This is a genomic window from Kribbella sp. VKM Ac-2571, from assembly GCF_004362255.1.
In the GTDB taxonomy this organism is placed as follows: Bacteria; Actinomycetota; Actinomycetes; order Propionibacteriales; family Kribbellaceae; genus Kribbella; species Kribbella pratensis.
Genome location: NZ_SNWS01000007.1, coordinates 80773 through 106083, shown reverse-complemented (window position 1 = coordinate 106083; position 25311 = coordinate 80773). Strand labels below are relative to the sequence as shown.

General features: G+C 69.2%; 27 protein-coding genes. 12 read left to right on the top strand and 15 right to left on the bottom strand.

Going from position 1 to position 25311, the window contains the following annotated elements; all coding sequences use genetic code 11:
- The first annotated feature begins 3 nt into the window (after positions 1-3).
- Both EV651_RS17200 and EV651_RS17195 read left to right on the top strand, forming a co-directional pair.
- Positions 4-1290 carry a DUF58 domain-containing protein gene (locus tag EV651_RS17200; RefSeq protein WP_133786211.1) on the top strand — a complete coding sequence of 429 codons (1287 nt, stop codon included), beginning with the start codon at positions 4-6 and terminating at the stop codon, positions 1288-1290.
- Positions 1287-3650, top strand: a complete 2364-nt coding sequence (locus EV651_RS17195) for a DUF3488 and transglutaminase-like domain-containing protein (protein ID WP_133786210.1) — start codon at positions 1287-1289, stop codon at positions 3648-3650. Before EV651_RS17200 ends, EV651_RS17195 begins: the two co-directional genes overlap by 4 nt.
- Here EV651_RS17195 and EV651_RS17190 read toward each other — a convergent pair.
- The 3 genes from EV651_RS17190 to EV651_RS17180 all read right to left on the bottom strand — a co-directional run bounded on the left by EV651_RS17190 (position 3647) and on the right by EV651_RS17180 (position 5682).
- Positions 3647-4084: a GNAT family N-acetyltransferase gene (locus EV651_RS17190; RefSeq protein ID WP_133786209.1), complete on the bottom strand. Its 438-nt coding sequence runs from the start codon at positions 4082-4084 to the stop codon at positions 3647-3649. The two genes, EV651_RS17195 and EV651_RS17190, sit on opposite strands and share 4 nt — an antisense overlap.
- Before the next feature lie 104 nt (positions 4085-4188).
- Entirely contained in the window at positions 4189-4605 is a 417-nt protein-coding gene (locus tag EV651_RS17185; protein ID WP_238156975.1) for a DUF3040 domain-containing protein, read from the bottom strand.
- 240 nt (positions 4606-4845) lie between these two features.
- Complete coding sequence (locus EV651_RS17180) at positions 4846-5682, bottom strand: methyltransferase domain-containing protein (RefSeq protein WP_202870367.1); 837 nt, start codon at positions 5680-5682, stop codon at positions 4846-4848.
- A gap of 172 nt (positions 5683-5854) precedes the next feature.
- Between EV651_RS17180 and EV651_RS17175 the strand changes: the two genes are divergently transcribed.
- Positions 5855-6214 carry a cupin domain-containing protein gene (locus EV651_RS17175; protein ID WP_133786208.1) on the top strand — a complete coding sequence of 120 codons (360 nt, stop codon included), beginning with the start codon at positions 5855-5857 and terminating at the stop codon, positions 6212-6214.
- Between the two features lie 49 nt (positions 6215-6263).
- Here the strand turns inward: EV651_RS17175 and EV651_RS17170 are convergent, their stop codons facing one another.
- The 4 genes from EV651_RS17170 to EV651_RS17155 all read right to left on the bottom strand — a co-directional run bounded on the left by EV651_RS17170 (position 6264) and on the right by EV651_RS17155 (position 8869).
- Positions 6264-7478: a DUF480 domain-containing protein gene (locus EV651_RS17170; RefSeq protein ID WP_202870366.1), complete on the bottom strand. Its 1215-nt coding sequence runs from the start codon at positions 7476-7478 to the stop codon at positions 6264-6266.
- Positions 7479-7564: 86 nt separating this feature from the next.
- A complete protein-coding gene (locus tag EV651_RS17165; RefSeq protein WP_133786207.1) occupies positions 7565-7837 on the bottom strand; it encodes a hypothetical protein in 273 nt (90 codons plus the stop codon).
- Between the two features lie 31 nt (positions 7838-7868).
- On the bottom strand, positions 7869-8342 hold the full coding sequence (locus EV651_RS17160; protein ID WP_133786206.1) for an SAV_6107 family HEPN domain-containing protein: 474 nt from the start codon (positions 8340-8342) through the stop codon (positions 7869-7871).
- A complete protein-coding gene (locus EV651_RS17155; protein ID WP_133786205.1) occupies positions 8339-8869 on the bottom strand; it encodes a DUF6504 family protein in 531 nt (176 codons plus the stop codon). Before EV651_RS17155 ends, EV651_RS17160 begins: the two co-directional genes overlap by 4 nt.
- 358 nt (positions 8870-9227) lie before the next feature.
- Between EV651_RS17155 and EV651_RS17150 the strand changes: the two genes are divergently transcribed.
- Positions 9228-9791 (top strand): DM13 domain-containing protein, encoded by a 564-nt coding sequence (locus tag EV651_RS17150; RefSeq protein WP_133786204.1) that lies wholly within the window; start codon positions 9228-9230, stop codon positions 9789-9791.
- A gap of 616 nt (positions 9792-10407) precedes the next feature.
- Positions 10408-10878, top strand: a complete 471-nt coding sequence (locus EV651_RS17145) for a YbaK/EbsC family protein (protein ID WP_133786203.1) — start codon at positions 10408-10410, stop codon at positions 10876-10878.
- 3 nt (positions 10879-10881) lie between these two features.
- Here EV651_RS17145 and EV651_RS17140 read toward each other — a convergent pair whose 3' ends face one another.
- Both EV651_RS17140 and EV651_RS17135 read right to left on the bottom strand, forming a co-directional pair.
- Positions 10882-11616 carry a nucleotidyltransferase domain-containing protein gene (locus tag EV651_RS17140; protein ID WP_133786202.1) on the bottom strand — a complete coding sequence of 245 codons (735 nt, stop codon included), beginning with the start codon at positions 11614-11616 and terminating at the stop codon, positions 10882-10884.
- 10 nt (positions 11617-11626) lie between these two features.
- A complete protein-coding gene (locus EV651_RS17135) occupies positions 11627-13549 on the bottom strand; it encodes an N-acetylmuramoyl-L-alanine amidase (RefSeq protein ID WP_133786201.1) in 1923 nt (640 codons plus the stop codon).
- Positions 13550-13709: 160 nt separating this feature from the next.
- Between EV651_RS17135 and EV651_RS17130 the strand changes: the two genes are divergently transcribed.
- The 3 genes from EV651_RS17130 (at position 13710) to EV651_RS17120 (ending at position 17954) form a co-directional block, all read left to right on the top strand.
- Positions 13710-14321, top strand: a complete 612-nt coding sequence (locus EV651_RS17130; protein WP_133786200.1) for a DUF4126 domain-containing protein — start codon at positions 13710-13712, stop codon at positions 14319-14321.
- The gene (locus tag EV651_RS17125) at positions 14321-15628 is read left to right on the top strand and encodes an NAD(P)/FAD-dependent oxidoreductase (RefSeq protein ID WP_133786199.1); all 1308 of its coding nucleotides are present in this window, start codon (positions 14321-14323) and stop codon (positions 15626-15628) included. The genes EV651_RS17130 and EV651_RS17125 overlap by 1 nt, the downstream gene beginning before the upstream one ends.
- A 154-nt stretch (positions 15629-15782) precedes the next feature.
- Positions 15783-17954, top strand: a complete 2172-nt coding sequence (locus EV651_RS17120; RefSeq protein WP_133786198.1) for a UvrD-helicase domain-containing protein — start codon at positions 15783-15785, stop codon at positions 17952-17954.
- A 16-nt stretch (positions 17955-17970) separates the two neighbouring features.
- On the opposite strand, the gene EV651_RS17115 is transcribed toward EV651_RS17120, so the two are convergent.
- Positions 17971-18501, bottom strand: coding sequence for a histidine phosphatase family protein (locus EV651_RS17115; RefSeq protein ID WP_133786197.1), 531 nt, complete (start codon positions 18499-18501; stop codon positions 17971-17973).
- Positions 18502-18505: 4 nt separating this feature from the next.
- Positions 18506-19423, bottom strand: a complete 918-nt coding sequence (metF, locus tag EV651_RS17110) for a methylenetetrahydrofolate reductase [NAD(P)H] (protein WP_133786196.1) — start codon at positions 19421-19423, stop codon at positions 18506-18508.
- A 57-nt stretch (positions 19424-19480) separates the two neighbouring features.
- On the opposite strand from metF, the gene EV651_RS17105 reads away from it, so the two are divergent.
- Complete coding sequence (locus EV651_RS17105; RefSeq protein ID WP_133786195.1) at positions 19481-20551, top strand: polyprenyl synthetase family protein; 1071 nt, start codon at positions 19481-19483, stop codon at positions 20549-20551.
- A gap of 7 nt (positions 20552-20558) precedes the next feature.
- On the opposite strand, the gene EV651_RS17100 is transcribed toward EV651_RS17105, so the two are convergent.
- Positions 20559-20978: a helix-turn-helix domain-containing protein gene (locus tag EV651_RS17100; RefSeq protein ID WP_133786194.1), complete on the bottom strand. Its 420-nt coding sequence runs from the start codon at positions 20976-20978 to the stop codon at positions 20559-20561.
- A gap of 76 nt (positions 20979-21054) precedes the next feature.
- On the opposite strand from EV651_RS17100, the gene EV651_RS17095 reads away from it, so the two are divergent.
- Complete coding sequence (locus EV651_RS17095; RefSeq protein ID WP_133786193.1) at positions 21055-21408, top strand: DUF4180 domain-containing protein; 354 nt, start codon at positions 21055-21057, stop codon at positions 21406-21408.
- Here EV651_RS17095 and EV651_RS17090 read toward each other — a convergent pair.
- Genes EV651_RS17090 through thiE form a run of 3 tightly spaced genes read right to left on the bottom strand, consistent with a single transcriptional unit; the run spans position 21391 to position 22876 of the window.
- Positions 21391-21816, bottom strand: a complete 426-nt coding sequence (locus tag EV651_RS17090; RefSeq protein ID WP_133786192.1) for a barstar family protein — start codon at positions 21814-21816, stop codon at positions 21391-21393. The genes EV651_RS17095 and EV651_RS17090 overlap by 18 nt on opposite strands.
- Positions 21813-22241, bottom strand: coding sequence for a ribonuclease domain-containing protein (locus tag EV651_RS17085; protein ID WP_202870365.1), 429 nt, complete (start codon positions 22239-22241; stop codon positions 21813-21815). The genes EV651_RS17090 and EV651_RS17085 overlap by 4 nt, the downstream gene beginning before the upstream one ends.
- On the bottom strand, positions 22238-22876 hold the full coding sequence (gene thiE / locus EV651_RS17080) for a thiamine phosphate synthase (protein WP_238156973.1): 639 nt from the start codon (positions 22874-22876) through the stop codon (positions 22238-22240). Before thiE ends, EV651_RS17085 begins: the two co-directional genes overlap by 4 nt.
- 162 nt (positions 22877-23038) lie before the next feature.
- Here thiE and thiO point away from each other — a divergent pair, with 162 nt between their 5' ends.
- Together thiO and EV651_RS17070 are read left to right on the top strand one after the other, a co-directional pair.
- The gene (gene thiO, locus EV651_RS17075; RefSeq protein WP_133786190.1) at positions 23039-24166 is read left to right on the top strand and encodes a glycine oxidase ThiO; all 1128 of its coding nucleotides are present in this window, start codon (positions 23039-23041) and stop codon (positions 24164-24166) included.
- Between the two features lie 168 nt (positions 24167-24334).
- Entirely contained in the window at positions 24335-25273 is a 939-nt protein-coding gene (locus tag EV651_RS17070) for a LysM peptidoglycan-binding domain-containing protein (RefSeq protein ID WP_133786189.1), read from the top strand.
- Positions 25274-25311: the final 38 nt, after the last annotated feature.

Below are 25311 nucleotides of genomic sequence, written 5' to 3'. Positions count from 1 at the left end.
GACATGCGGCAGGCATTGCGCGGACTGACCACCAGAGGTCGAGCGTTCGTCGCGGCCGGTCTCACTGCTTCACTGTGCGCGCTGCTGCTCGGCCAGAAGGACCTGCTGCGCGTCGGCATTCTCCTGGCCGCGCTGCCGGTCGTGGCGGCGCTGGTCGTCGGCCGGACCCGGCTGCGGCTCCAGGTACGGCGCAGTCTCGCTCCGGACCAGGTGCCGGTCGGGACACAGGCGACCGTGGAGCTGACGCTGAGCAACCAGGGCCGGATGCCCGCGGGGCTGCTGCTGCTCGAGGACCGTATTCCTTATGTACTGGGTCATCGGCCGCGGTTCGTCGTCGACCGGGTGAGCCCGAACTGGCGTCGTACGGTCACCTATCCGGTCAAGTCCGACGTACGGGGATTGTTCCAGGTCGGGCCGTTGATGCTGACGGTGGCCGACCCGTTCGGGCTGGTGGAGACCAGCCGGACGTTCACGCGGAGCCAGCACCTGCTGGTCACGCCGCGGGTCTACAAGCTTCCCGAGATCCGGCTGGGCGCTGACCGGGCCGGATCGGGCGAGAACCGGCCGCGGGCGATCGCGGCCGCCGGCGAAGAGGACGCGACGGTCCGCGAGTACCGCGACGGCGACGACCTGCGCAGGGTGCACTGGAGGTCGACCGCGCGCCGCGGCGAGCTGATGGTCCGCCGCGAGGAGCAGCCCTGGCAGAGCCGGTGCTCGCTGTTCCTGGACGCGCGGACGATTTCGCATCACGGGCACGGTCCGTCGTCGAGCCTGGAGTGGGCGGTCAGCGCGGCCGCCTCGATCGGTATCGACCGCATGCGGCGCGGCTACGTCACGACGCTGCTCGGCGGGCCGACCACGCTGTCCGCGATCACCCACCGCACTTCCGCGGCGGTGCATCAGCCGCTCACGCAGCAGCAACTGCTGACCGAGTGCGCGACTGTCGAGGAGCACAAGTACGCCGAGCTCGGTCCGCTGCTGACCGTCGACCGGCACGCGCAGGAGCCGAGCCTCGTGATCGCGATCGTCGGCGCCTGCGGGACCGAGGACATCACCGCCCTGAACCGGTGGCGAACCAGCCAGGCGACCGGTGTCGCGCTGGTCCTGGACGCTGCCAGCTGGGCGGTCGGCGCCGAGGCGACCGAGAAGGCGGCCCGCATGACCGCCGCCACGGACGCCACCGAGAACGAGCTGCGCCGGAACGGCTGGCGAGTAGCCAGAGTCCGCCGCGGCGACCACCTACCGACCGTTTGGTCCGGCCTCGGACTCAGAAGCGGAAGGATCGCATGACCGGTCACGCGCGGATTTCTATTGCTGCTTGGGGAGCGACCGTGCTCGGGTCGCTCGTGCTCACGCCGGTGTTCTCCGGGCCGTTCCTGTTCATCAGCGCGTTCCTGTGTGCGCTGGTGACCGGTGTAGGCGTCCTGTTGCAGAACCTGCGGACCCCACGGATCGTCGTACCGATCGTCCAGCTGCTCGTGCTGATCGAGCTGCTGTCCCTGTTCTTCCTGCACAGCACGATGAAGTTCGGGCTGTTCCCGCTGAAGGCGACGGCGATCGAGTTCAACGCGCAGGTGGTCGACGCGATGGACTCGATCAACCGGTTCAGCGCGCCCCTGCCGCAGGACTCGCACCTCACGCTGTTCGCCGTGTCCGTGATCTCGGCGACCGGGTTCCTGATCCACATCATCGCCGTACAGCTGCGCCAGGCCGCATGGTCCGGGTTGCTGCTGCTGATCATGTACACGGTGCCGGCCGCGACGGTGCACGGCGGACTCCCGTGGCTGCTGTTCGTCCCGCCGGCGATCGGCTACATCGTGCTGCTGTCCGCGGAAGGCCGCAGCCGGCTCAGCCGCTGGGGCCGCCGGATCTCGGGCGTCTCGCACCTCGACGCGTCCGAGCCGGTCGAGGCGTCAGCGCTCGGTCAGGCCGGCCGCCGGATCGGGCTGACCGTGGTCGCGATCGCCGCGCTGCTGCCCGCGTTGCTGCCGACGCTGCCGGAAGGTGTCATCGGCAACGGCCTGGCCGGCGGCGGGACGGGCAGCGGGATCGGCGCGAGCATCTCGTCGACCGACCCGATGCTGGACATGGGCAAGAACCTGAAACGCGGCGAGAACGTCGTCGCACTGACCTACAAGGGCGGCCCGACCGGCGGCTCGTACCTGCGCCTGACCGCGCTCGACCTGTTCGACGGCAACACCTGGCGGATCGCGCCACGTTCCCCCGGACACAAGCTGAACGGCGGCGAACTGACACCGCCGCCGGGCTACACCGGCGACCTGACGAAGGTCCAGCAGTCCACGATGGAGATCGACGTCACCCGGACGTTCCGCTCCCAGTTCGTCCCGGTCCCGTACCCGCTGCACTCGATCTCGCTGAAGCGTGACTGGCGGTACGACGCCGGCGCGCTGGACGTCGTCTCGTCGAACGGGTCGATCGTCGGCGGCAAGAAGTACAAGCTGACGTCGTACGACCTGACCCCGACCCCGGACCAGCTGCACGACGCGATCACCACCGGCGCCCCGGACCAGTACACGAGCGTCGTACCGGAGAAGACGCCGCTGGACATCAAGCAGAAGACGGCCGAGATCACCGCCGCGGCCAAGGACAACAAGTTCGAGGCGGCGGTGCTGATCCAGAACTGGTTCCGCAGCGGCGGCGGCTTCACCTACAGCACGCAGAACTCCAAGGGCAGCGGGATGGCCGCGCTCGAGGACTTCCTGCTGAACAACAAGCAGGGGTACTGCGAGCAGTTCGCCACCGGGATGGCGCTGATGGCGCGGATCATCGGGATCCCGTCCCGGGTCGGTATCGGCTTCCTGCCCGGAACGGCCGGCAAGGACGGTCAGTTCACGGTCAAGATGCACGACATGCACGCCTGGCCGGAGCTGTACTTCCAGGGCGTCGGCTGGGTCCGGTTCGAGCCGACGCCGTCGGCGCGGGTCGCGGCCACACCGAACTGGACGGTCGCCTCGACCGAGAACCCGACCAGCCCGACGACCGCGCCGACCAACGTGCCGACGACGCCGGGCGACCGGGAGACCCCCGGGATCAACCATCCGAAGAACGACCCGAACCTGCCGAACGACAGCGGGACCGCGATCGTTGACTCCGGCAACTGGTTCACCAACGGCGGCGGCAAGGCGATCGCCGCCGGGCTCGGTGTGGTCCTGCTGCTGTGCATCCCCTGGCTGGTCCGCACACTGACCCGCCGACGGCGCTTCCTGCGGCCGCCGGGACGTACCGGAGCCGAAGGGTTGTGGGCGGAGATCCGGGACACGTCACGGGATCTGGGCCTCGACTGGTCCGACATCTCGACGCCACGGCAGACCGGCCAGTGGCTGATGTCCCAGCTGCCCGAGGAGACCCATCCGGCCGCGCGCCGCCTGGCCCGAGGGATCGAGGCGATGCGGTACGCCGGGGACACGGATCTCGAGCTGGACCTTCGCGACGACGCAACCGCCGTACGGCAAGCGCTCTGGTCGCGGGCCCGTGCCCGTCGCCGCTGGCGGGCGCGGCTGCTGCCGCCGTCCTGGCGTTGGTACCTCAGCCGAGGCACCAACGAGGCGTCCGATCTCCTGGACGAGTTCGACCTGCTCCTGGCCCGTATCCGCTCCGGACTCCTCCCGAAGCGGGCGCGCACCAACTAGCCGAGCGGGATCTGGTAGAGGATGAACCCCCGGTTCTCGGCCACCTGGTCGTAGAGCCGGCGGGCCGTGGCGTTGGACTCGTGCGTCGACCAGTAGACGCGTCCGCACGCACGCTCGCGGGCCCACTCGGTGACGGCTTCGATGAGCGCTCGCGCCGCACCGCGACCGCGAGCCTCCGGCGCCGTGAACAGATCTTGCAGGTAGCAGGAGTCGGGCGCCGTCGTACTCGCGTGCGTCAGGAAGTGCGCGATCCCGACCAGCTTTCCGTCCAGGCGTGCCCCGAGCGCGTGCACCTCCTCGTCCCGCTCGAACCTGGTCCACGCGTGCTCGAAGAACTCGTCCGGCATCGTGCGGCCGTAGAACTCGTTGTAGCCGGCGAACAAGGTCTGCCAGACGTCGCGGTCAGCCTGCTCGAGGCGTCCGATGGTGAGCATGGGAGAACAGTGCCACGCTCACGGGCCGGGGTGCGGCGATGAGTCAAAAAGAACCACACCCGCTCCACCAGGCACGGGTGTGGTCGAAGATCAGGGTCGCGCGCTCAGAGGTCCTCGTCGCGGCGGCGGCGCCAGCGGTCTTCCATGCGCTCCATGAAGCTGCCGGACGAGTCGTGTTTCGTCCGGTGCCGTTTGGTCGGCGGAGGCGGCGGGATGTCGTCGGACTCCCCCGCGTTGCTGATCCGCTTCATGCTCAGCGCCGCGATGTACAGGCAAGCCACCATCATCACGAAGCCGATGACCCCGATGATGGTGTTGGGGATGATCGCACCGGTCATCAGCACCACGATGCCCAGCACGAATCCAACGCCGGCAAGCACTGCCCGGCGCTTGTAGTACAAGCGCACATTGGTCCCACGCATCGCGGAAACGAACTTCGGGTCTTCCGCAGCAAGGGCACGTTCGAGCTGCTCGAACTGGCGCTGCTCTTCTTCCGAGAGGGGCACCGTCGATCCCTCCATGATGAGCGCGATCTCGATAGGCCGCCTCCAGTCTAGGCCGCGCCCGCGTCACACGAAACCCTGACCGGCTGTCCAGCGCGTCACGGTCCGGCAACTGCCCCGGCCAGACCGGTCCCAAACCTGTGTCCTTCGGCGTGTCGCTCACAGCCGGTGGCCAGCAACCACCCCGCTGACCGTGCCGAAGGTAGCCCGCTCGTCACCCTCCGTCGCGAAGCCTCAGTCGGCGCAACGGCCGACGGCTCAGCGCGTCGCGAGAATGTGCAGCTGCGTTGCCAGCGCGCGGAACGCCGGGTGCCGGCTGGCGGCCCGCTCGAGCTCGGCCAGCGAATCGGCGGCCCCCGGTTCGGAGTCGACGAACGCGGACGGCACCAGATCGGCGAAGGTCCGCACGCCGTGCACGGTATGGACCAGGAACCCGGCATCCGCCAACTGCGCCGTGATCCCGGTCTCGTCGAACCGCCGCGGCATCGGGTCGGTCGCACCCCAGCGCCCGTCCGGATCCTGCAGTGCGATCCGCGCCTCGGCCAGGTGCCCGGCCAGCGCCCGGGCCAGGACGACCGCGTTGCGCTGGGCAACCAGCAGACTCAGTACGCCGCCTTCGCGCAGCACCGACGCCATCGCCTGCAGCGCCTGGACCGGGTCGTCGACGACCTCGAGCACCCCATGGCACAGGACGGCGTCCGCGCTCGACTCCCCCGCCAGCCCGGGGAGCTCGGCCGCATCGCCCTGGACGCCGCGGACCAGCTCGCTAACGCCTTCGTCGCGGGCGCGGCGCTCCAGTGAGGCCAGCGCGTCCGGGCTCGGGTCGACCACCGTCACCCGATGCCCCTCGACCGCCAACGGCACCGCGAACCCGCCGGTGCCGCCACCCAGGTCGACGATGTCCAGTCCACCACGGTCCGATCCAACGCGGTCCGATCCAACGCGGTCCGATCCAACGCGGTCCGATCGAGGGCGGTCTGCTCCGGCACGGTCTGCTCCGGCGGCAGGGTCGGTCCGTTCGCGTGCCGCCAGCGCGACCCGCAGCGCCTCGCCCACCAACGCCGTCCGCACGCTGCGCCGCCGCCGATCCACCATCAACCCTCCAGCCGGTCCCCCATCACTACCCACCGCGCCACACCCTACTTCCCTTCCACCCGGCCCATCCCGCCGACCGTCGTAAGCAGTCCATAAGTCCCGGGATCTGTCCCCGGAGGCGCGATCGGCGCACTCTCGGCTCAAGGGGACAGCCGATCACCAGGGAGGGATCATGGCCATCTTCAGCAAGTCGTTCGACGAGCCGGACGAGCAACGTTCACCGGACAAGACGAGCGTCGACGTCGTGAAACTGCCGGGTGCGAGTGTCGCCCGGCTCACCTTCCAGCCCGGCTGGCGCTGGTCCGAGTGCATCCGTCCGGTGATCGGCGGCGACTCGTGCCAGGTCCGCCACGTCGGAACCCTGCTATCGGGCGAGATGGAGGTTGTCCACGACGACGGCACCAAGGCGAACCTGGTACCGGGCGTCGCCTACGTGATCGAACCAGGACACGACGCCTGGGTCGTCGGCAACGATCCGGCGGTCAGCCTGGAGTTCGAGTCACTCGCGGCGGAGACGTACGCCAAGGCCTGACCCCGCCGGCCCGATCCGGCTGAGGCAGCAACGGGAGGGAGCTGCTGCCTCAGGACGGGGTGCGGGCGATGACGTACAGGCGGCGGGTGGTTTCGGCGCGCGTGGTGATCGGGCCGCGCAGGTACCACTCGGTGTCGATGAGCCCGGCGCCTTCGACAACACTCACGATGTACGCCGGGTCGTGCAGGACGTAGTCGAGATTGACCTCGTGACCGAGCAGCTCGTCGACGTGACTGATCTCGTCGCCGGCATGCAGCGCGAGCACCAGCCAGCCGCCCGGGTCGAGCGGCCGTGTCAGCGCGGAGATCGCGTCGGGGAGCTCGGACGCGGCCAGGTGGATGAGCGAGTACCAGCCGAGGACCGCTGCCCAGCCGGAGCTCGCCGGTGGACGGCCGAGGCGTCGCAGGTCGCCGACCTCGAACCTCAGGTGCGGAAAGCGCCGACGAGCCTCGGCAACCATCTCCGGCGACAGGTCGACGCCAGTGGCGTCCGCGTCCCGGTCGGCGAGGTACGCCGTGACGTGCCCCGGACCCGAGCCGACCTCGACGACCGGGCGACCGTTGGCGTGGGCAATCACCCGGTCGAGCAGCCAGCGTTCGAACGGCAACGCGTCGAGCTCGTCCAGCAGCTCGTCGGCGTACGTCGTAGCAACAGCGTCGTACGCCGAACGCACGCGGGCGTCACGCTCGTCCGCACCGTCGGCTATCACCGTGTCCCGGTCGACGCTCTCCACGACAGCAGCGGCCGCCTCCGCCTCGGGAACGGGGCCGAGGAGATGGATCCAGCGGCGATCGTGTTGCCCGACGCGACGTTCCAGCTCGCGTACCAGCGGGTCCGGGCGCGCTGCCATTCGTCGCAGGCACGCTTCGACGTCGCTCCGGTCCTCGAACTTGTACAGCCGCTCGGTCCGCGTCCGCAGTTCGCCCGGCGCCTGGGCGCCGCGCAGCAGCAACACCGTGATGAGTGCCCGCTCGTCCTCCTCGAGTTCGAGCTTCTCGTCGAGGATCTGGTGGTACTTCAAGGTCCGGCGGCCGACGTCGGCCCAGACGATCCGCAACAGCTCCCGATCGCGCAGCGCCCGCGCGGTCCGCTCCACGGTGCCCTGGTCGTAGTCGACGACCGGATCCCGGTTGCTGGTCTGATTGCAGGCCGTCCGCAACGCGTTCGCCGTCAACGGGTACGACGCCGGCACCGTGGTCTGCTTCTCCAGCAAGCTCCCGAGAACCCGCTGCTCCTCGACGTCCAACACCGGAAGTCCGCTCACCCCGCCGACCTTAGACGCTGTCCGGCCGACCTTTGAACACCTTTCTGAACACCTTTCTCAACACCTTGCTGAACAGCCTGGGTGACTCAGCCGGGTTGGTAGGTCTCGGGGAGGGTCAGGGGTTCGAAGGCGGTGCCGTTGCAGGTGGGGCACAGGAAGTCCGATCGGATGCCGGACCGAACCTCGGACTGGATGCCGGAGCCGGCGCACTGCGTGCACAGGCCGTCGTGCCAGGAGTCGCCGGACAGCGCCTGGTGAGGTCGCGGGTAGTGCGTGTCCGGCAGGTAGCACTCGGCGCCGGTGAGGGCGTGGACGCGACCACACAGGTCCTTGCCCAGACCTCTCGATGGTTCGCTCACGGTCGGGATCTCCTCACAGCATGGGTGGGATCTAGCTGGCTTGCATCCAGGGCTGGGTCAGGACGGACTGGGGGTCGGTGGTCGCGGTGAGCACCGGGGTGGTGGACAGGCGCAGGCTGGCTTCCACCTGGGTGTAGAACGTGTCGACGGCACGCACCAGGTCGTCCGCCTCGCGGGTGCTGACGGCGCGCACCAGGCCGGCCTCGGCGGCGGCGCGCTGGGCGGCGCCGGCGGCGAAGAACGTGGCCCATTCGCCGAACTCGGGCGCGACCTCGGCCAGCAGCACCCAGGCGTTGCGCTGGATCCTGCGGCGGCTGCTCGAGCGGACCGGACGGGCGCGGACGGCGAGCACCGCGGCCGCGACCCGGAGCGCCGCGACATGCGCGCTCGAGTAGCGGATCAGGTGGTCGCTGGTTTCCGTGGCCTCGGCCAGGGCGGCGCGGGCACGGGACAGCTCTCGGCTGGCCGCGCCGGCCGCGGCCGGCGATACCGGTGAAACAGTCATCGGTCGGTCACCCTTTCCAGTTGCCAACGACCCGAGACCGGGTCGTGGGCGAGATCGAACATCTCCTGCCGTCCGTACCTTCCGCAGCCGGCCTCGACGCGGAAGACCGCTCGCTCCGGTCCCCACTCCGCGTCCAGCACTCCGACCGCTGCCGGGGTCCTGACGTCCGGTGCGGGGAGCGTGGCAGCGGGGCGCGAGCGGGGGTTGGCCGCCGCTGCCACGCCGGCTGTGTGCGTCCGGGCCGGACGAGACCTCGTACGGGCCGCCGAGCACGCTTCGGCGACGGTGGCCGCATCGATCCGCGCGAGCGAACCGGCGTGGGCGCGGGGGTCGTGAATCTGGCCGGTGCCGATGACGCCGCGCTCCCACCAGGCGGCGGTCTCGGTCCACTGGGACCTGAGCGTGCGGACCCGCCAGAGCCGGCCGCGCCAGAGGAACTGGTCGGGGGTCTGCACACCGTCCACGGGCACCGTGTGCACCTCGACGGCGTCGTCGAACTCCCACATGCTCCATCGCCTCCTGTTCATCCCCGGCGCTGCTTCAGATCTGGCTCTGCGTCGAGGACCGGGCCCCGAGCCGGCGGCCCGGCGGGTGGACACGGGGTGGGGGTCGAGGACCACCCCGGTGCCCGGCCCGCCGGGACCACCGGATTCCGATGCGGCCGCAACTCCGCACCGGAGCCGTTCAGCTGTCCGGCTCACCTCGGTCCGGCCTCCCGACGAAACCGGGATCGAGGCAATCGAACATCTGTTCGAACAATGGAAGCGTAACGCCGCCCGCCGACAGTCGTCAACGGTCCGTGGACCGACACGCCCCGACCCCGGCGCGTCGCCGCGGCCGGGATCCGGCCGCCAGACTGGACGCATCGAGGCGAAGGGACGCACGATGCGGAAACGGACAGCCGGAATCGCCGCGGCGGCGGTCGCCGTCGTGGTGGCAGCGGTCGCGCTGCCGCTCTTCCAGCCGTGGCGGCTCGCCACCGACAAGGTCGTCGACGAGGCGGTGCCCGGCGCTGTTCCGATCTCCACGACTTCATCGTCGACGACGCCACCGACAGTTTCCGTCGAGCCGAAACAACCGACACTGCAACGGACGCCGCAACCGCGGTTGCTCCTGACCGGGAAGCTGATCACGCACGAACACCGGACGTCCGGCACGGTCTCCGTGCTCGCGCTTCCCGACGGCAGCCGCATCCTCCGGATCGAGAACCTCGACACCTCCGACGGCCCCGACCTCAAGGTCTGGCTGAGCGACGCCCAGGTCGTCCCGGGCCGCGCAGGCTGGCATGTCTTCGACGACGGCAAGTACCGCAGTCTGGGCAGCCTCAAGGGCAACCACGGCAACCAGAACTACGCGATCCCCCGCGACCTGAACCTGGACACCTACCGCAGCGTCGCAATCTGGTGCGACCGCTTCAACGTTTCCTTCGGCGCCGCCGCCCTCACATAAGCAACTCCCCGACCGATGTCTGGGTGGCTGCTCGGCCCGATCCCGGATCGTGCGACAGGGAATCGTGGCCCGGAACCTGCTATTGCCTGTCCTCCGTCACCAGCACCTGTCCTCCGTCACCAGCACCTGTCCTCCGTCACCAGCACCTGTCCTCCGTCACCAGCACCTGTTCCCACTCCCCAGTCCCCGCTGGCCCCGCCAGCCAGCCGCCGCCCCGTTGAGCAAACGACGGGTTATCCCCTCGGATGTGGGGTTCTCTGCTGGTACGCGAGGGGAGAACCCCGCACACGTGGGGTTATCCGCTCGTGTGTGGATCAGTGGGTGGTCGTGGTAGGGCGTGATCGGCTGGCCGCATGCCTCGCCGCGACGTAAGGACTCGCCGCTCTCCGGAACATTTTCGCCGCATGCTGGCACTTTTGTTCCGCAAACCACCACCCGCGGATCAGTCACAAGAACCGGAGAACCCCGGCTGTCCTGACGGCGCTCCTCGGGCTTAGGTGTCCAGAACCCCGGAAACTTGACGGGTGGGCGCGGCCTTGCCCGGGATCGCGCCGAGTCGTGGCGTTTGGACGGCCCGGAACCACGGGGGGCAGAAGTGCCGCATAAGCTCAGGTGCGTGAGTAGTCATCCGAATGTGCAGAAGGTGGCGGACGCGCTGGCGGCGGCGGGGGCCACGGGCGAGATCGTGATCCTGGACGAGGCGGTGCCGACCGCGGCGGCCGCGGCGGCGGAGCTCGGGTGCGAGGTCGGCGCGATCGCGAACAGCCTGATCTTCGACGGCGACGGCGCCCCGGTGCTGATCCTCACCTCGGGCGCGCACCGGGTGGACACCGCCAAGGTCGCGGCCGAGCTCGGGATCGCGAAGCTGAAGCGGGCCACGCCGGAGTTCGTCAAGGAGCACACCGGTCAGTCGATCGGCGGCGTCGCCCCGGTCGGGCACCCGGGCCGCGTTCCGACGTACGTCGACACCGCGCTCGAGCAGTACCCGGTGATCTGGGCCGCCGCGGGCATCCCGCACTCGGTGTTCCCCACGACGTACGCCGAACTCCTCGAGCTGACCGACGGCACGCCGATAACGGTCAACTGAGCACTACCGACCGAGTACGGCGGGAACAGCGGTCCGCACGAAGCGCCTGGCGAGCCCGGCGCGGGTGTGCCGCCACCACGGCCCGGTCCGGACATCCGTCCCGTAGCGGCGGCGCCTGATGTCCTCGACGACGTCCGCGGGCGCCCCGAGACGCGGTAGGACGTCGAAGGCGGCGCGCTTGGTGATCAGATCGCCGGTGGCCAGCGTGACGTGCGCGCGGGCGATCGTGAGCAGGCTGAGGTCGACCCAGATGTCGGCGTACCAGTTGCTCCGCTTCCGGGTGGCCGGCAGCCAGAACTCTCGCAGGTCGCGGCGGATGAACGCGAACAGTTCCTCGTCGGTGGTCGCCGGCAGCAACTCGGCCGGGGCCGGGCCGTAGAGCGTTCGGTTGCCGATGGCAAGCTCCCGGCGGGTCACCGGCGTGACCGGGCGGTCGAAGTACCGGCCCTGCGCAAACGTCGGATGCCGCACCGAGGCGTCGGCCAGCTGAGACTTGAGCATGTAGGAGCAGTGCAGCTTGGCCGCCAGCGGGTCCGAGCTGATCAGCTTCCGGTGCAGGTCGGCCACAGCCTGGGTCGGCGGCGAGGAGACGACGGCGACCACGTCAAGGTCGCTTCGCCCCGGCTGGTAGTCCCCCAGCGCCAGTGAGCCGTGCAGCCAGATCGCTTCTACAGCAGCGACTTCACGGACGGACGTGACAAAGCCGTCCAGCAAAGGCTGGACGGCTTCGTCGATCACGGCAGACAGACTAGACGGCTGGTCGCACGTCCACGTCGGCGGCCCGTACGTAGGCCATCCGGTGGCCGAACCAGATCTGGTAGTACTCGTCGTTCCCGAGCACCTGCACGTGGTCCGTCGGCGGTTCCCCGGCGAACGTCACCGCGCGGTAGTAGTCGGTCTCGATGTCCAGGTCACCCACCGGGTAGGCCTGCCCCGCACCGATCGAGTACTGCAGCGGTGTCACCGTCTGGTAGGGAATCCCGGCCGGGTACGCCGACTGCTCCGGATAGGCACGCCCGTACACCGGCACCGACGTGAGACCGGCCTTCGGCTTCACGACCAGACCCGGCTTCGCGAACGCGTCCGGAGCCGACGCCGGGCTCTTGAACCAGGCCAGCGCACCCAGGTACCAGACGGCTACCCAGTCGCCCTGGCGCTGTGCGACGACGTACTTGGAACCCGCAGCGGCCCGGGAACCCATGTCGGAGACGACAGTGGTGCCGTTGGAGCCGTCAGGATGCAGACCGAGGTCCTTGACCAGCGGAGCGTTGTCGTCAGGCGCTTGGCGCAGGTAGACGAAGTTGGTGCCCTGCGGCTTGCACGTCGTACCGGGGGCGTCGCAGTTGGTGATCACCTGGACGTTGTCCGCGAAGCCCGGCTTGATCGTGACGATCGACCCCGCGCGCACCGGGAACACCGACTTGCCCCAGATCGGCGCGCCCATCAGGTCCATGTAGTGCTCCCAGTCCCAGTACGGTCCCGGGTCCCAGTGCATGCCGCGGACCGTGGACGGGACGGTGCCCGGCACCTGGTCGTGGCCGATGATGTGCGCGCGGTCGAGCGGGATGTTGTTCTTGGCGGCCAGGTAGGTCACGAGCTTGGCCGAGTTGCGGTACAGCGCTTCGGTGTACCAGGTCGCGCCCTGGGCGGCGAAGCCCTCGTGCTCGATGCCGATGCTGTGCATGTTCACGTACCAGTTGCCGGCGTGCCACGCGACGTCCTTGGCCTTCACGTGCTGCCAGATGTGGCCGTCCGACGAGCGCATCGTGTACTGCCAGCTCACGTACGTCGGGTCCTGGACCAGGTTCAGCACACCCTGCCAGCCGCCCTCGGTGTCGTGGATGACGATGTAGTCGATCTTGCCGGTCTTCGGCCGGTTGGCGAGGTCGTGGTTCCCGTAGTCGCCGTCTCCGAACTCCGAGTACGGCGCGGGCAGCCACTCGCAACCGAGCGACGGCGGGCACTCCACGTCGGACGTGGACGGCTGCACACCAGCAGGCAGCGACAGCTTGCCGATCTGCGACTTGTCCGGTGTCACGGCGACGGGCGGCATCACGATCTGCTGGCCCGTGTTCGTCGTACGGGCCGCGCCCTTGGCCATGATCGAGTAGACGTCGTCGGCGAACCCGGCCGCGCCGACCTTGTCCCCTGCCTCGGCGTACGACGCCACCGCGCCGTACCACTGCGCCGGGGAGGTCTCCGCGCCGACCGGCAGGCCGAGCGACTTCTGGTACGACGCCAGCACGGCGGCGCCACCGTTGATGTTGGCGGTCACGTCATTGCGCAATGCGCTCTGGTCGAGGCCCGTCAGCTCCGACGCCTTCTGCAGCGTCTGCAGCGACTCGGCCGTGGCGACCTTCTGCTTTCCGGACAGGTCCGCCACCTCGGACGCACCGAGTGCGGTGAGGTGCATCGGGCCGTAGCCACCGGACGTGCTGGGCGCGCCGGCATGGTCGTCCCAGCGGGACTCGGCGTAGGACACGGCCAGCAGGACCGACTCCGGTACGCCGTACTGAGCGGCGGCCGCGCTGTACGCCGACGCGGCGACAGTGGACGGTGCGGGCGCCGGGGTCGACGCCTGGGCTGGTGGACCTCCCAACGACACGCCGACCAGAGCGGCCGGCAGCGCTACCGCAGCGAGAGCGGCAAGAATCTTCGGACGACGCAGCATGATGTTCTCCTGAACCCGTGGGCGGGTGCCGGTCACTCAGACTGGCAGCCTAGTCACTGTGGGTCGAGGCGACGCGGATGTCAACGGTTAACCAAAACTCACGTCGTCGAGTTCGATACTGACGAAATCATGCCGGTGCCGAGGGTTACGGAGTACGACGATGGAAGCGCTGCCGTTGGCGGTGACGACAGGCTGGGCCAGTGGGGTGAACGCCTATGCCTGCGTGCTGATTCTCGGTCTGCTCGGCCGGTTCGCGGGCGCGGACGACGTACCGCACCCGCTGACCACGGCCCCGGTCCTGATCGTCGCGGGTGTCCTCTTCGCGGTCGAGTTCGTCGCCGACAAGATCCCGTACGTCGACTCCGCATGGGACGCGATCTCGACCGTCGTCCGGCCGGCGATCGGCGCGGTCCTCGCCGCGCTGATGTCCGGTCAGGCCAGCACGCTGCAGCAGGCCCTGATCGCGACCACCGGTGGCGTGGTGGCGCTGCTCTCGCACGCGGTGAAGTCGAGTCTGCGGCTCGCGATCAACACCTCCCCCGAGCCGGTCACCAACATCGCCGCGTCATCCGGTGAGGACGTCGCTGTCGCCGGTGTGATGTCGTTGGCCGCGTTTCATCCGGAGATCGCGCTCGTCATCGCGGGTGTGCTGCTGATCCTCGGACTGATCGGGGTGTACTTCGCGTTCAGGTTCATCCGGCGCGGTTATGTCAGGTTCAAGGCGTGGCGCGAGAAACGTGGTGCCCCTGCGAGTGGGAGCAGTGCTGTCTGATGGCGAAGGTGATTGTCGTGGGGGCCGGGCTGGCCGGTCTCGCGAGTGCTGTGCGGCTGGCCAAGCTCGGCCACCAGGTGACCATCTGCGAGCGCGACGAGCACCTGGGCGGCGCGCTCGGCCGGGTGGAGGCGGACGGGTTCACCTGGGATGCCGGAGCCGCCAGTACGACGCTGCCGGCCGCACTGCGCGACCTGTTCCGCAAGAGCGGCCGTCCGATCGAGAGCCTGGTGCAGCTGGACCCTGTGTCCGAGCCACGTCGCCACATGTTCACCGACGGCTCCGTACTCGACCTGCCCGTCAGCGACCGCGGTGCACAGGAAGAAGCGTGGACCGACCTGGCGGGTGCACCTGTGGCCGCGCAGTGGACCGCACTGGTCGACGGGTACGGCGATACGTGGCAGATCCTCCGCAAGACCTCCCTGGAGCCACCGCTCGAGGACAAGCTGCCGATCAAGACCATTCGCGCCCTCAAGCCCTGGCAGTCACTGGAGAAGGTCGCCCAGCGCGAGCTGACCGACGACCGCGCCCGTGCAGTACTACGGCACTTCGCAGCCCAGAGCGGATCGGACGCCAGCCTCACACCGGGGTACGTCGGCGTCTGGTCCTACCTGGAGCGCACCTTCGGCCGTTGGACGATCGCAGGTGGGTTCGGCGCACTCGCCGATGCCCTGGTGCAGCGCGCCAGCGAGCGGAAGATCACTGTGCGCACCAGCGCAGAGGTGGTCGCTGTCTCGACGGCAGGTGGCGCAGTGACCCGCGTACGGCTCGCTGACGGCGAGGAGCTGCTCGCAGACATCGTGGTGAGCGACGTCGACCCGCGGATCCTGTACGAGTCGCTAGTCGACGATCCGGTCGTCAAGAAGACCCGCAAGCGAATCCTGTCCACACACCAGGCGCAGGCGGCGTACGTCGTACATCTCGGTCTGAAGGACCCGGTGCCGCAGTTGCCGTTCGAGACCGTGCTGCACGGGACGCCGACCGTAGTCGTCCGCACAGGTGGCACAGCACCCGCCGGGCACCAGGCCTGGTCCGTGCTGGTCCACGGCTACCCGACGGACGACGTACTGGACCTCTTGGTCGCCCGGGGCCTGCCTGTCCGGGAGAACGTGGTGTCGCGGCAGACCTCGCCGTCCTGGTGGACCGGTGTGGCCTGGGAGGGCTACAAGACCGCCCGTCGCCGGGCCGCGAACGTCTCCCCGGTGAAGGGCCTGTACTGCGTCGGAGCGGGCGCGCACCCAGGCTCCGGTGTGCCCGCCACCACACTCGGCGCGGCCATCGTGGCGGACGCCATCGGGAAGGCCTGAGACCGCTGTGTGGTTGGACAGGGAAGCCAACTAAGATTGGTTGTTCCTGTGTTCTGAGTCGGGGCGGGTCCCGGCCGTAGAGAGGACCTCGGTGGATCAAACCCCCACATCGGCCGATCACGACAACCATGGCGGCCTTGACGGCGCTGATGGTGTGGAGCGTGCTGAGCTGGCGGCGGAGCAACAGCATGTCGACCGGGTCTACGGCCGGGTCGAGGAGGCCGCGCGGTCGGCGTCCCGGATCGCGGTCGACGGCCACCAGCGCGGCCAGGCGCAGAACGTCGGGCGTGTCCGCGACGAGGAGCAGACCGGTCTGTACGAGCGCGACGTGCTGGTGTTCGCCGCCGCGCGCCGGATCGCCGAGCTGGATGCCGAGCACGAGGGCCTGGTGTTCGGCCGGCTGGACTCCGACAACGGCGACGACGAGCCGGCCGCCACGACCGCGGACGGGCTCGACAAGCTGTACGTCGGGCGCATCGGTGTCCGCGACGCCGAGTACGAACCGCTGGTGATCGACTGGCGCGCGCCCGCGGCCGAGCCGTTCTACCGCGCGACCCCGACGGACCGGCAGAAGGTCGTCCGGCGCCGCGTGCTGCGGAACAAGGGTGCGCGGATCGTCGGTCTCGAGGACGACCTGCTGGCGCCGGAGCGGGCGCCGGAGGACCTGCCGGTGATGGGTGAGGGCGCGCTGATGGCGTCGCTGTCCCGGGCCCGTGGGCACACCATGCGCGACATCGTCGCCACCATCCAGGCCGAGCAGGACGAGGCGATCCGGGCACCAGCCCGCGGCGTCACTGTCATCGGCGGTGGGCCGGGCACCGGCAAGACGGTGGTCGCTCTGCACCGCGCGGCGTACCTGCTGTACAGCGACCGCCGGCGTTTCGAGCGTGGCGGCGTACTGGTCGTCGGACCGTCGGCCGCGTTCATGGCCTACATCGAGCGGGTGCTGCCGAGCCTCGGCGAGAACGCTGTCTCGCTGCGTGCCGTCGGCGAGCTGGTCGACGGTGTGAAGGCCACTGCGGTCGACGACGCCGCAGCGGCCGCCGTCAAGGGCTCGCTGCGGATGCGCGCGGTGCTGGCACGTGCCGCCCGCGACCGGGTGCCGAACGCGCCGACTAACCTGCGCGTGTTCCTCGGCGGCGCCACCGTCGAGCTGGACGCCAACCAGCTCGACAACGTACGACGGAACGCGCTGCGCCGCACGGCCCGCAACCGGGCCGCCGCCGAGGCACGGAAGGGCCTGATCGCCGCGCTGTGGCAGCGGTTCCCGGAGGACCTGCGCAACGGGCCCCTCGGCGACCGCGAGGCGTTCGGCGACCGTGTTGCCGACACCCCGGCGTTCCGCACGTTCTTCAGCCAGTGGTGGCCGGTGCTGACCCCAGAAGCGGTACTGCGGTGGCTCGGTGACCCCCGCCGCCTCCAGCGATGGGCCCGCAACGACCTGACCCCCGCTGAGGTGGAGGCACTCGCTACGGCGATCCGTACGACCGACGAGTTCACCATTGCCGACGTCGCGTTGCTGGACGAGCTGAGCACGTTCCTGGGACGTCCTCCGATCGTGGAGAACAACGACGAGGAGTTCGACTGGCTCGAAGGGTTGTCGGACGGCGTCAACGAAGTACTCACCACCTCAGAGCGCCGCGTCCGGGCTGCTGCGGCCCGGGAGGCCGAGGAGCCGGACGAGTACGCGCACGTGTTGGTGGACGAGGCGCAGGACCTCTCCCCCATGCAGTGGCGGATGGTGACGCGGCGCGGACCGCAGGCCAGCTGGACGATCGTCGGCGACCCGGCGCAGAGCTCCTGGCCCGACCCGGACGAGGCGCGGGCCGCGATGGACTCGATGCTGTCGCACCTGCAGCGGCACGCGTTCCGGCTGTCCACCAACTACCGGAACTCGGCCGAGATCTACTCGTTCGCCGGTGAGGTGATCCGGCAGTCCATCCCGGATGCGGACCTGCCGAACGCGGTCCGCAGTACCGGAGTGGAGCCGGAGCACCGGATCTTCGACGCCGGCAAGGTCGCCGAGGCCGCTGGTGACGCGGCGGTCGAGCTGCTCCAGGTGGTCGAGGGCACTGTCGGCGTCATCGTGCCGCCGGCGCTCCGCCCGGTCGTCGACCCGGTCCTCGCGGAGCTGAACGACCCGCGGGTGGTCGCGGTCAGCCCGCTGGATTCCAAGGGTCTCGAGTACGACGCCGTGGTCGTCGTCGAACCGGACCGGATCGTCAGCGACACACTGGGCGGCGTACGAGCTCTCTACGTGGTCCTCACCCGCGCCACCCAACGGCTCATCACCGTCAACAACACGACCCGCTGGCTGCCCTCCTAGGCTCTGTCAGGCGCTTTCAGGCGCGCGGTACGACGTACGACACGAGGTCGGCGTCGTTGGCCGCGAGGTCGGCCCAGCGGGTGGTGAGGTGCAGGATCGCGAGGCCGGTTGTCGGGTACTTCTGGGTGAGCTCGACGCGCTCGGGGCTGGTGCCGTCGAGTGCGAGCTCGTCGGCCAGCCACGGGATGCCCGGCGCGTGGCCGACGACGATGACGGTGCGGGCCTCGGCCGGGGTCTCGTGGACGACGTCCAGGATGCCGTCGGTGTCGGCGTTGTAGAGGCGCTTGTCGTACCAGACGTCCTTGGCGCCGACGCCGGCCTCGGCGACGTACTTCCAGGTCTCGCGGGTGCGCTTCGACGGCGAGCACAGGACCAGGTCCGCTTCGATGCCTTGGGCAACGAGGTGCCGCCCGGCGGCACTCGCGTCGGCGCGGCCGCGGTCGGCCAGCGGGCGCTCGAGATCAGGCATGGTCTCCGGCGGCACCGCCTTGGCATGCCGGAGCAGGACGAGAGTGCGGTCGATCAACAGGTCCGACGGGTCAGCCATTGGGTCAGGATACGACGGCTGCCGTGAGGTTGCGGAACACCTGACGCGTTGCGGTGGACCTGTTCAGGGTGATGAAGTGGATGCCTGGCGCGCCGCCGGCCAGCAAGCGTTCGCACAACTCGGTGGCGATCTCGACACCGACCTCGCGCACGGCGGCCGGGTCGTCCTCGACGGCGAGCAGCCGGTCGGTGACGGCGGTCGGCAGCGCCATGCCGGTCAGGTCGGCCATCCGCTGGATCTGCTTGATGTTGGTGACCGGCATGATGCCCGGCAGCACCGGAATCTCACAGCCGAGCGCGGCGGCCCGGTCGACGAGCCGGAAGTAGTCGTCGGCGCCGAAGAACATCTGGGTGATGGCGTAGTCGGCACCGGCCTGGGCCTTCGCGGCAAGCACCTGCGCGTCCGCCTCGAGCGAGGCCGCCTCCGGATGCTTGTCCGGGAAGGCAGCGACGCCGACGCAGAAGTCGCCCAGCGAACGGATCAGCTCGACCAGCTCGGTGGCGTGGTTGAGGCCTTCGGGGTGCGCGACCCACGGCTGGTTCGGTCCGCCCGGCGGGTCGCCGCGGAGCGCGAGCATGTTGCGGACCCCGGATCCGGCGTACGCGCCGATCACGGAGCGGAGCTCGTCGCGGGAGTGCGCGACGCAGGTCAGGTGCCCGAGCGGCGTCAGCGACGTGTCCTGCGCGACCCGCTCGGTGACCCGGATGGTGCCGTCACGCGTCGTCCCGCCGGCGCCGTACGTGATCGAGACGAAGGTCGGGCGCAGCTGCTCGATCTCGCGGATCGACCGCCACAGCACCTCCTCCGCCTCAGGGGTCTTCGGTGGGAAGAACTCGAACGAGAAGGACCGGTCTCCGGACGCCAGCAGCTCGCGAATCGTCGGCGCACCGCCGGGACGCGTCGAGGGAAGACCGTTCGCCATGACGCCAGGTTACCCGCGGTGGCCCGTCGCGTCTGCCCACCGACTACGCTCCGAGACGTGTATGGCGATGTGGACATCCCGGCCGAGATCCAGCGTGCACTGAGCGGGTTCCTCGACCGTCAGGAGGAGCGGCTGACGGCCATCGGCCCGGAGCTGGCCGAGCAGGTGCAGGCCGCTCGGGACGCGACCAGTGGCGGCAAGCGGTTGCGTCCGTCCTTCTGCTACTGGGGTTTCCGGGCCGCGGGCGGCGATCCGGCCGAACCGATCCTGACCGCCGCGGCGAGCCTGGAGATGCTGCACGTCAGCGCGCTGGTGCACGACGACGTGATGGATTCCTCCGACGTACGACGGAGTGCGCCGGCCGCGCATCGCCGGTTCGAGGCGCTGCAGCGGGCACGGTCCGCGAAGTCCGGACACGGTGCGGATCCGGTCGGATTCGGCGTCGGCGCCGCGATCCTGCTCGGCGACCTGTGCCTGATCTGGGCCGACGAGCTGCTGCACACGTCGGGATTCGACGCGTCGGCATTGGCCCGGGCGGAGCAGTACTTCGACGCCGTACGGGTCGAGGTGACGGCCGGGCAGTACCTCGATCTGCTCGCGCAGGCGAGTGGCGAGTCGGACATGGACCTGGCGTTGCGCGTGCTGCGGTACAAGTCGGCGACGTACACGATCGAGCGTCCGCTGCACGTCGGTGCCGCGTTGGCCGGCGGGGACGCGCAACTGATCTCGTCGCTGTCCGGGTACGGGCTGCCGCTGGGCGAGGCGTTCCAGCTGCGGGACGACCTGCTCGGGGTGTTCGGCGATCCCGCCGTGACAGGCAAGCCGGCGGGGGACGATCTGCGCGAGGGCAAGCGGACGGTCCTGATCGCGTACGCCGTCGACCACGCGTCGGAGATCCAGCTGACCGAGTTCGACCGGCTCTTCGGGCGCCCGGACCTCGACGACGACGAGATCCAGCTGCTCCGCGAGATCCTCCAGGACTCCCGCGCCGTACAGGCCTGCGAAGACCTCATCACCGACCGCACCGAGGACGCCCTCGACGCCCTCGATCGCGCTCCCCTGGCCGACGACATCGCCCGCAAGGCCCTCACGGACCTGGCCGTCGCGGCGACCTCACGCGTCGTCTAGGTCCTACCTATTGCTCCGCCAGCATGTTGATCAGGCGGAGGAGATCCGCGGTGGCGGGGAGGTTGCCGAGGATGATGACCTTGAGGACGGCGCGCTCCTCGTCGTAGATCGTCTCGGCCTTGAGGTTGACCGCTTCGGGCTGGTTGAGCGCGCCGTGGATGTGCGTGCTGAGTCGATCCGCGGTGGCGCGGTCGACCGCGTCGATGTGGACGATGCTGGACGCCTCGACGTGCCGCGCGGAGCGGTCGACGTCGACCACGGCAGCCGGCGTACCGGTGAATTCCTCGAGGTCCTCGCGGGTGATGCGGTACTGCTTCCCGATCCGCACCGCCTTCAGGCGCCCGTCGCGGACGTAGTTCCGGATGGTCCGAACGTGCAGGCCCAGCTGGTTCGCCACCTGCTCCACCGAATACAGCTCCTGGGCCATCTTCTCAGCGTACGGCACGTTCCTTAGAATTCCCTATAAATAGCTGATTCCCGGCATTTACGGTATTTTGAGGTACATGGAGTTACTGGCTGGGGTGCGGGTCCACGTGAGTGACACGTCGCTCGACAACGAGAGCGACGCCGTACAGCTGATCGTCGACGCGCATTACGCGCATCAGGCCGAGTGGATCGCCTTTACGCCGGAGCAGTTGGGCGACGCGTTCTTCGAGCTGAGTACCGGGCTCGCGGGCGCGATCACGCAGAAGTTCGTGATGTACCGGATGGGCTTGGCGGTCGTCGGTGACATCTCGAAGCGGGTCGCGGCGAGCAAGCCGCTCGCGGACTGGGTACGGGAGAGCAACCGCGGCCGCAATCTGCTGTTCGCGGCGGACCTCGGGGAACTGGAGGAGCAGCTACAGGACCGGCAGTGAGCTCAGCAGGTCAGGTGTTTCCGTCTCGGCGATGAGCACCCGGAGCTGGCCGGAGTTCGTGGTGTCCTCGGCGAAGATCTGGAGTGCGACGTCGACCGTGTCGTGGTCGTGTTCGAGCAGGTGCAGCAGCCCGGTCCACAGCACGACCTCGGGCGCGCCCGTCGACCGGTCGCTCAGCGAGTCGGCGAGTGCGTCCCAGTTCCGGCCGAACCAGCGCGGCAGGTCGAACGCGGTCGCGCACAGGTCGAGGAACCCGGTCTTGTCGTGGATCTCGGCGGTGTCGAGGAGCACGAACCCGAACCCGGCGGCGGCAGCATCCCGCCGTACGTCGGCAACACCCGAAGCGGACGGCCAACGGTAGACACCCGGCCGCAACCCTTCGGCCAGCAGCGTGCTCAGCGAGGTCATGAAGTTCCCCCGTCTTCCGCGATTCGGCGGAAGGACTTGTAGTGGTCGTCCGTGTAATAACGCTCGCCGGCATTCCCGGTCACGATCCGGCGCGCGCCTCGGTCGTTCTCCCCCGGCGTCTTCACCGTGTACTCGTGGTAGTAGCCGCGGTCGCGCTTCGGCAGGATCTTCTCCAGGTTGCCGAACACCACACCGTCGCGGCTGTACGGGTACGGCCCGCCCTGATCGATCAGCTTCAGCGTGTCCTGCCCCTCCTTCGGCAGGTCCGCCACTGCGACGTACTTGAGACCGCTCGTCGGATCGACTCCACCTGACGAGGCCTTCTTGTCGGCCGAACAGCCGAACAGCGACGCCGCCAGAGTGACCACCAGCATGGCGATCACCACGACCGCAACGATCCGTGCGGCCTTCGGGTTGTTGATCACCGCAGCCTCCGACTGAACTCGGCGGCCGCCTCCCCCGGGTCGTCCGCCTCGGTGATCGCCCGTACGACGACCACTCGCGTGGCTCCTGCTTCCAGTACCTCGTCCAGCCGCTCCAGATCGATGCCACCGATCGCGAACCACGGCTTCGACTGTTTACGGCCTGCCGCGTACGACACCAGGTCCAGTCCGGCGGCCTGGCGCCCCGGCTTGGTCGGCGTCGCCCAGGTCGGCCCGACACAGAAGTAGTCCGAGCCCACCTCGTCGGCCGCGGCGTTCACCTGGCTGAACGTGTGCGTCGAGCGCCCGACGACCGGACCGGGCCCGACGATCGCGCGAGCGGCATGCACCGGCAGATCACGCTGTCCCAGATGCAGTACGTCGGCACCCGCGGCAAATGCGATGTCAGCGCGGTCGTTGACGGCCAGCAGCTTGCCGTGCCGCCGGCACGCGTCCGCGAACACCTCCAGCGCGGCCAGCTCGTCGGCGGCCTCCATCTCCTTCTGCCGGAGCTGCACCATGTCCACGCCGCCGGCCAGCGCGGCGTCCAGGAACTGTTCGAGGTCGCCCTGCTTCTCGCGCGCATCCGTGCACAGGTAGAGCCGGGCATCCGCGAGACGGTCGGTGTGGTCAGTCACACCCCAAAGCCTGCCATGTCCCACCCCACGTAGGGTTGAGGGCATGCTGTGTTGGATGCCACGCCTCCGGCGCGGCGGGTCACGGGGCTGTGACTCCCGGTCTTCCCTCGTCGCTCTGGTCGCTTCGCTCCCGCCGCTCCTCAGTCCAGACCGGGAGGCCCCGTGACCGACGTGGTTGTTATCGGCGGCGGACTCATCGGTCTGGCGACCGCGTGGCGGCTGGCCGCAGACGGTATCCAGGTGACGGTATGTGACCCCACACCCGGCGCACAGACGTCGAACGTCGCGGCCGGCATGCTCGCCCCGGTCACCGAGGTGGAGTACGGCGAGGACGACCTGCTGGCGCTCAACCTGGCCTCCGTGAACGCCTGGCCCGCCTTCGCCGCCGAGCTCGAAGAACTCACCGGACAGCCCGCAGGCCTCCACCAGACCGGCACACTGTCCGTCGCGTACGACGTGGACGACGCAGCAGCGCTCCGCAGGCTCGCCGAATACCAGCGACGCCTCGGCCTCGAGGTAGAAGAGCTGTCCGGTCGCGACGCCCGCCGCCGCGAGCCCATGCTCGCCACAGGTGTCTCCGGTGGCGTCTGGGTCCCAGGCGACCATTCCGTCGACAACAGGCAGGCGTTAGCGACTCTGCTCCGCGCCCTCGAGCTCTCCGGCGTACAGCTCATCCGCCAACGTGTTACCCGAGTCATCACATCCGGTACGACGGCACTCGGCGTACAGCTGGAGAACGGCGACACGGTGCACGCAGGTCATGTGATCGCGGCAGCGGGGCCTTGGTCGTCGCAGCTGGACGGCGTACCCGAGGAGCTTCGTCCGCCGGTGCGTCCGGTGAAGGGTGAGGTACTGCGGTTGCGGGTCCCGGAGGCGTACCGCCCGGCGCTCCAGCACACTGTGCGCGCCACAGCCCGTGGCTTCTCCGTCTATCTCGTCCCGCGACCAGGTGGTGAGCTGGTGGTCGGCGCGACCAGCACCGAGCTCGGCTACGACACCCGGGTGCTGGCAGGTGGTGTGTTCGCCCTGCTCCGCGACGCGCGCACCGTGCTCCCGGTCATCGACGAGCTCGAATTCGTGGAGTCGATCGCGGGCCTCCGCCCGGCGACACCGGACAACGCACCGATCCTCGGCCCGTCCGGCCTGGATCGGTTGCTGTGGGCAACCGGCCACTACCGCAACGGCGTACTGCTGACGCCCGTCACCGCACAGATCCTCGCGGAGACCGTGCGCACCGGCACGCTCCCCGACCTCGGCAAACCCTTCCTCGCGAGCCGCTTCGGGCACTGACTCACCGTTGCCCGCAGCAACCGGAAAGATTGTGAACGACAACAATGTAGTTCAGCCTTGAATTGTAACCTTTGCGTTACAGGCGTAACACCAACCCCAGTGGCCCCTGTTGTCACATCAGTACCAGCACATACGGTCAAGTGACGTTCACACGGGGAGTTGGTTGCGATGCGCAACGTCATACGGATCTTGAGCGGCCTGGCGGTACCGGTGCTGACCGCGGCGGTGATCACCGCCGGCTCGCCCGGCTTCGGCGCGTACAAGGTCAAGGAGGGCGACACCCTCAGCCACATCGCCGGCCGCTACGGCACGACGGTCTCGACACTGGTCGCGCTCAACAAGCTGCCCGGCAACGGCAACGCGATCTACGCCGGCGAGGTGCTCAAGGTCCCCGGCAAGGGGGCAACGACCACCACGACCAAGACGCGCTCGAAGCTCGGACGGGTGACGTACGTCGTGAAGCCCGGCGACACTGTTTCCGGGATCGCCAAGCGCTTCAAGTGCTCGCAGGCCAACCTGCTCGCCGCGAACGGACTTAAGGCCGGCGCCCGCATCTACGCCGGCAAGCCGCTGCAGGTGCCGGTGAAGCTACGCTCCGCGGCCCGGACCGACAACACGTTCGCGGGGCGCACGTACGCCGACCACGTCGTCGCAGCGGCCAACCGCAACCGGGCCACCCTGAAGAAGCGCAAGCTGCCGACCCGGACCCAGATGCGCTCACTGATCGTGAGCACCGCGAAACGGTACGGCGTCGACCCGGAGCTCGCGCTCGCGGTCAGCTGGCAGGAGTCCGGCTGGAAGCAGCGGGTCGTGTCTCCGGCGAACGCGATCGGTGCGATGCAGGTCATCCCGTCGACCGGCCGGTTCGCCTCCCGGATCGTCGGTCGCGAACTGGACCTGCTGAAGCCACGCGACAACGTCACCGCCGGCGTCGTTCTGCTGAGCCGCCTGACAGCCGCCGCCAAGCTCGATATCGCGGTCGCCGGCTACTACCAGGGCCTGGGCGGCGTGAAGAAGAACGGCATGTACGCCGACACGAAGCTGTACGTGACGAACGTCCTGCGCATCAAGGCCCAGCTGGAACGCGGGTGGGACCCCCTGCGGTGAGCCTGGCGCTGTCAGGCTGAGACGTTATCTACACTCTC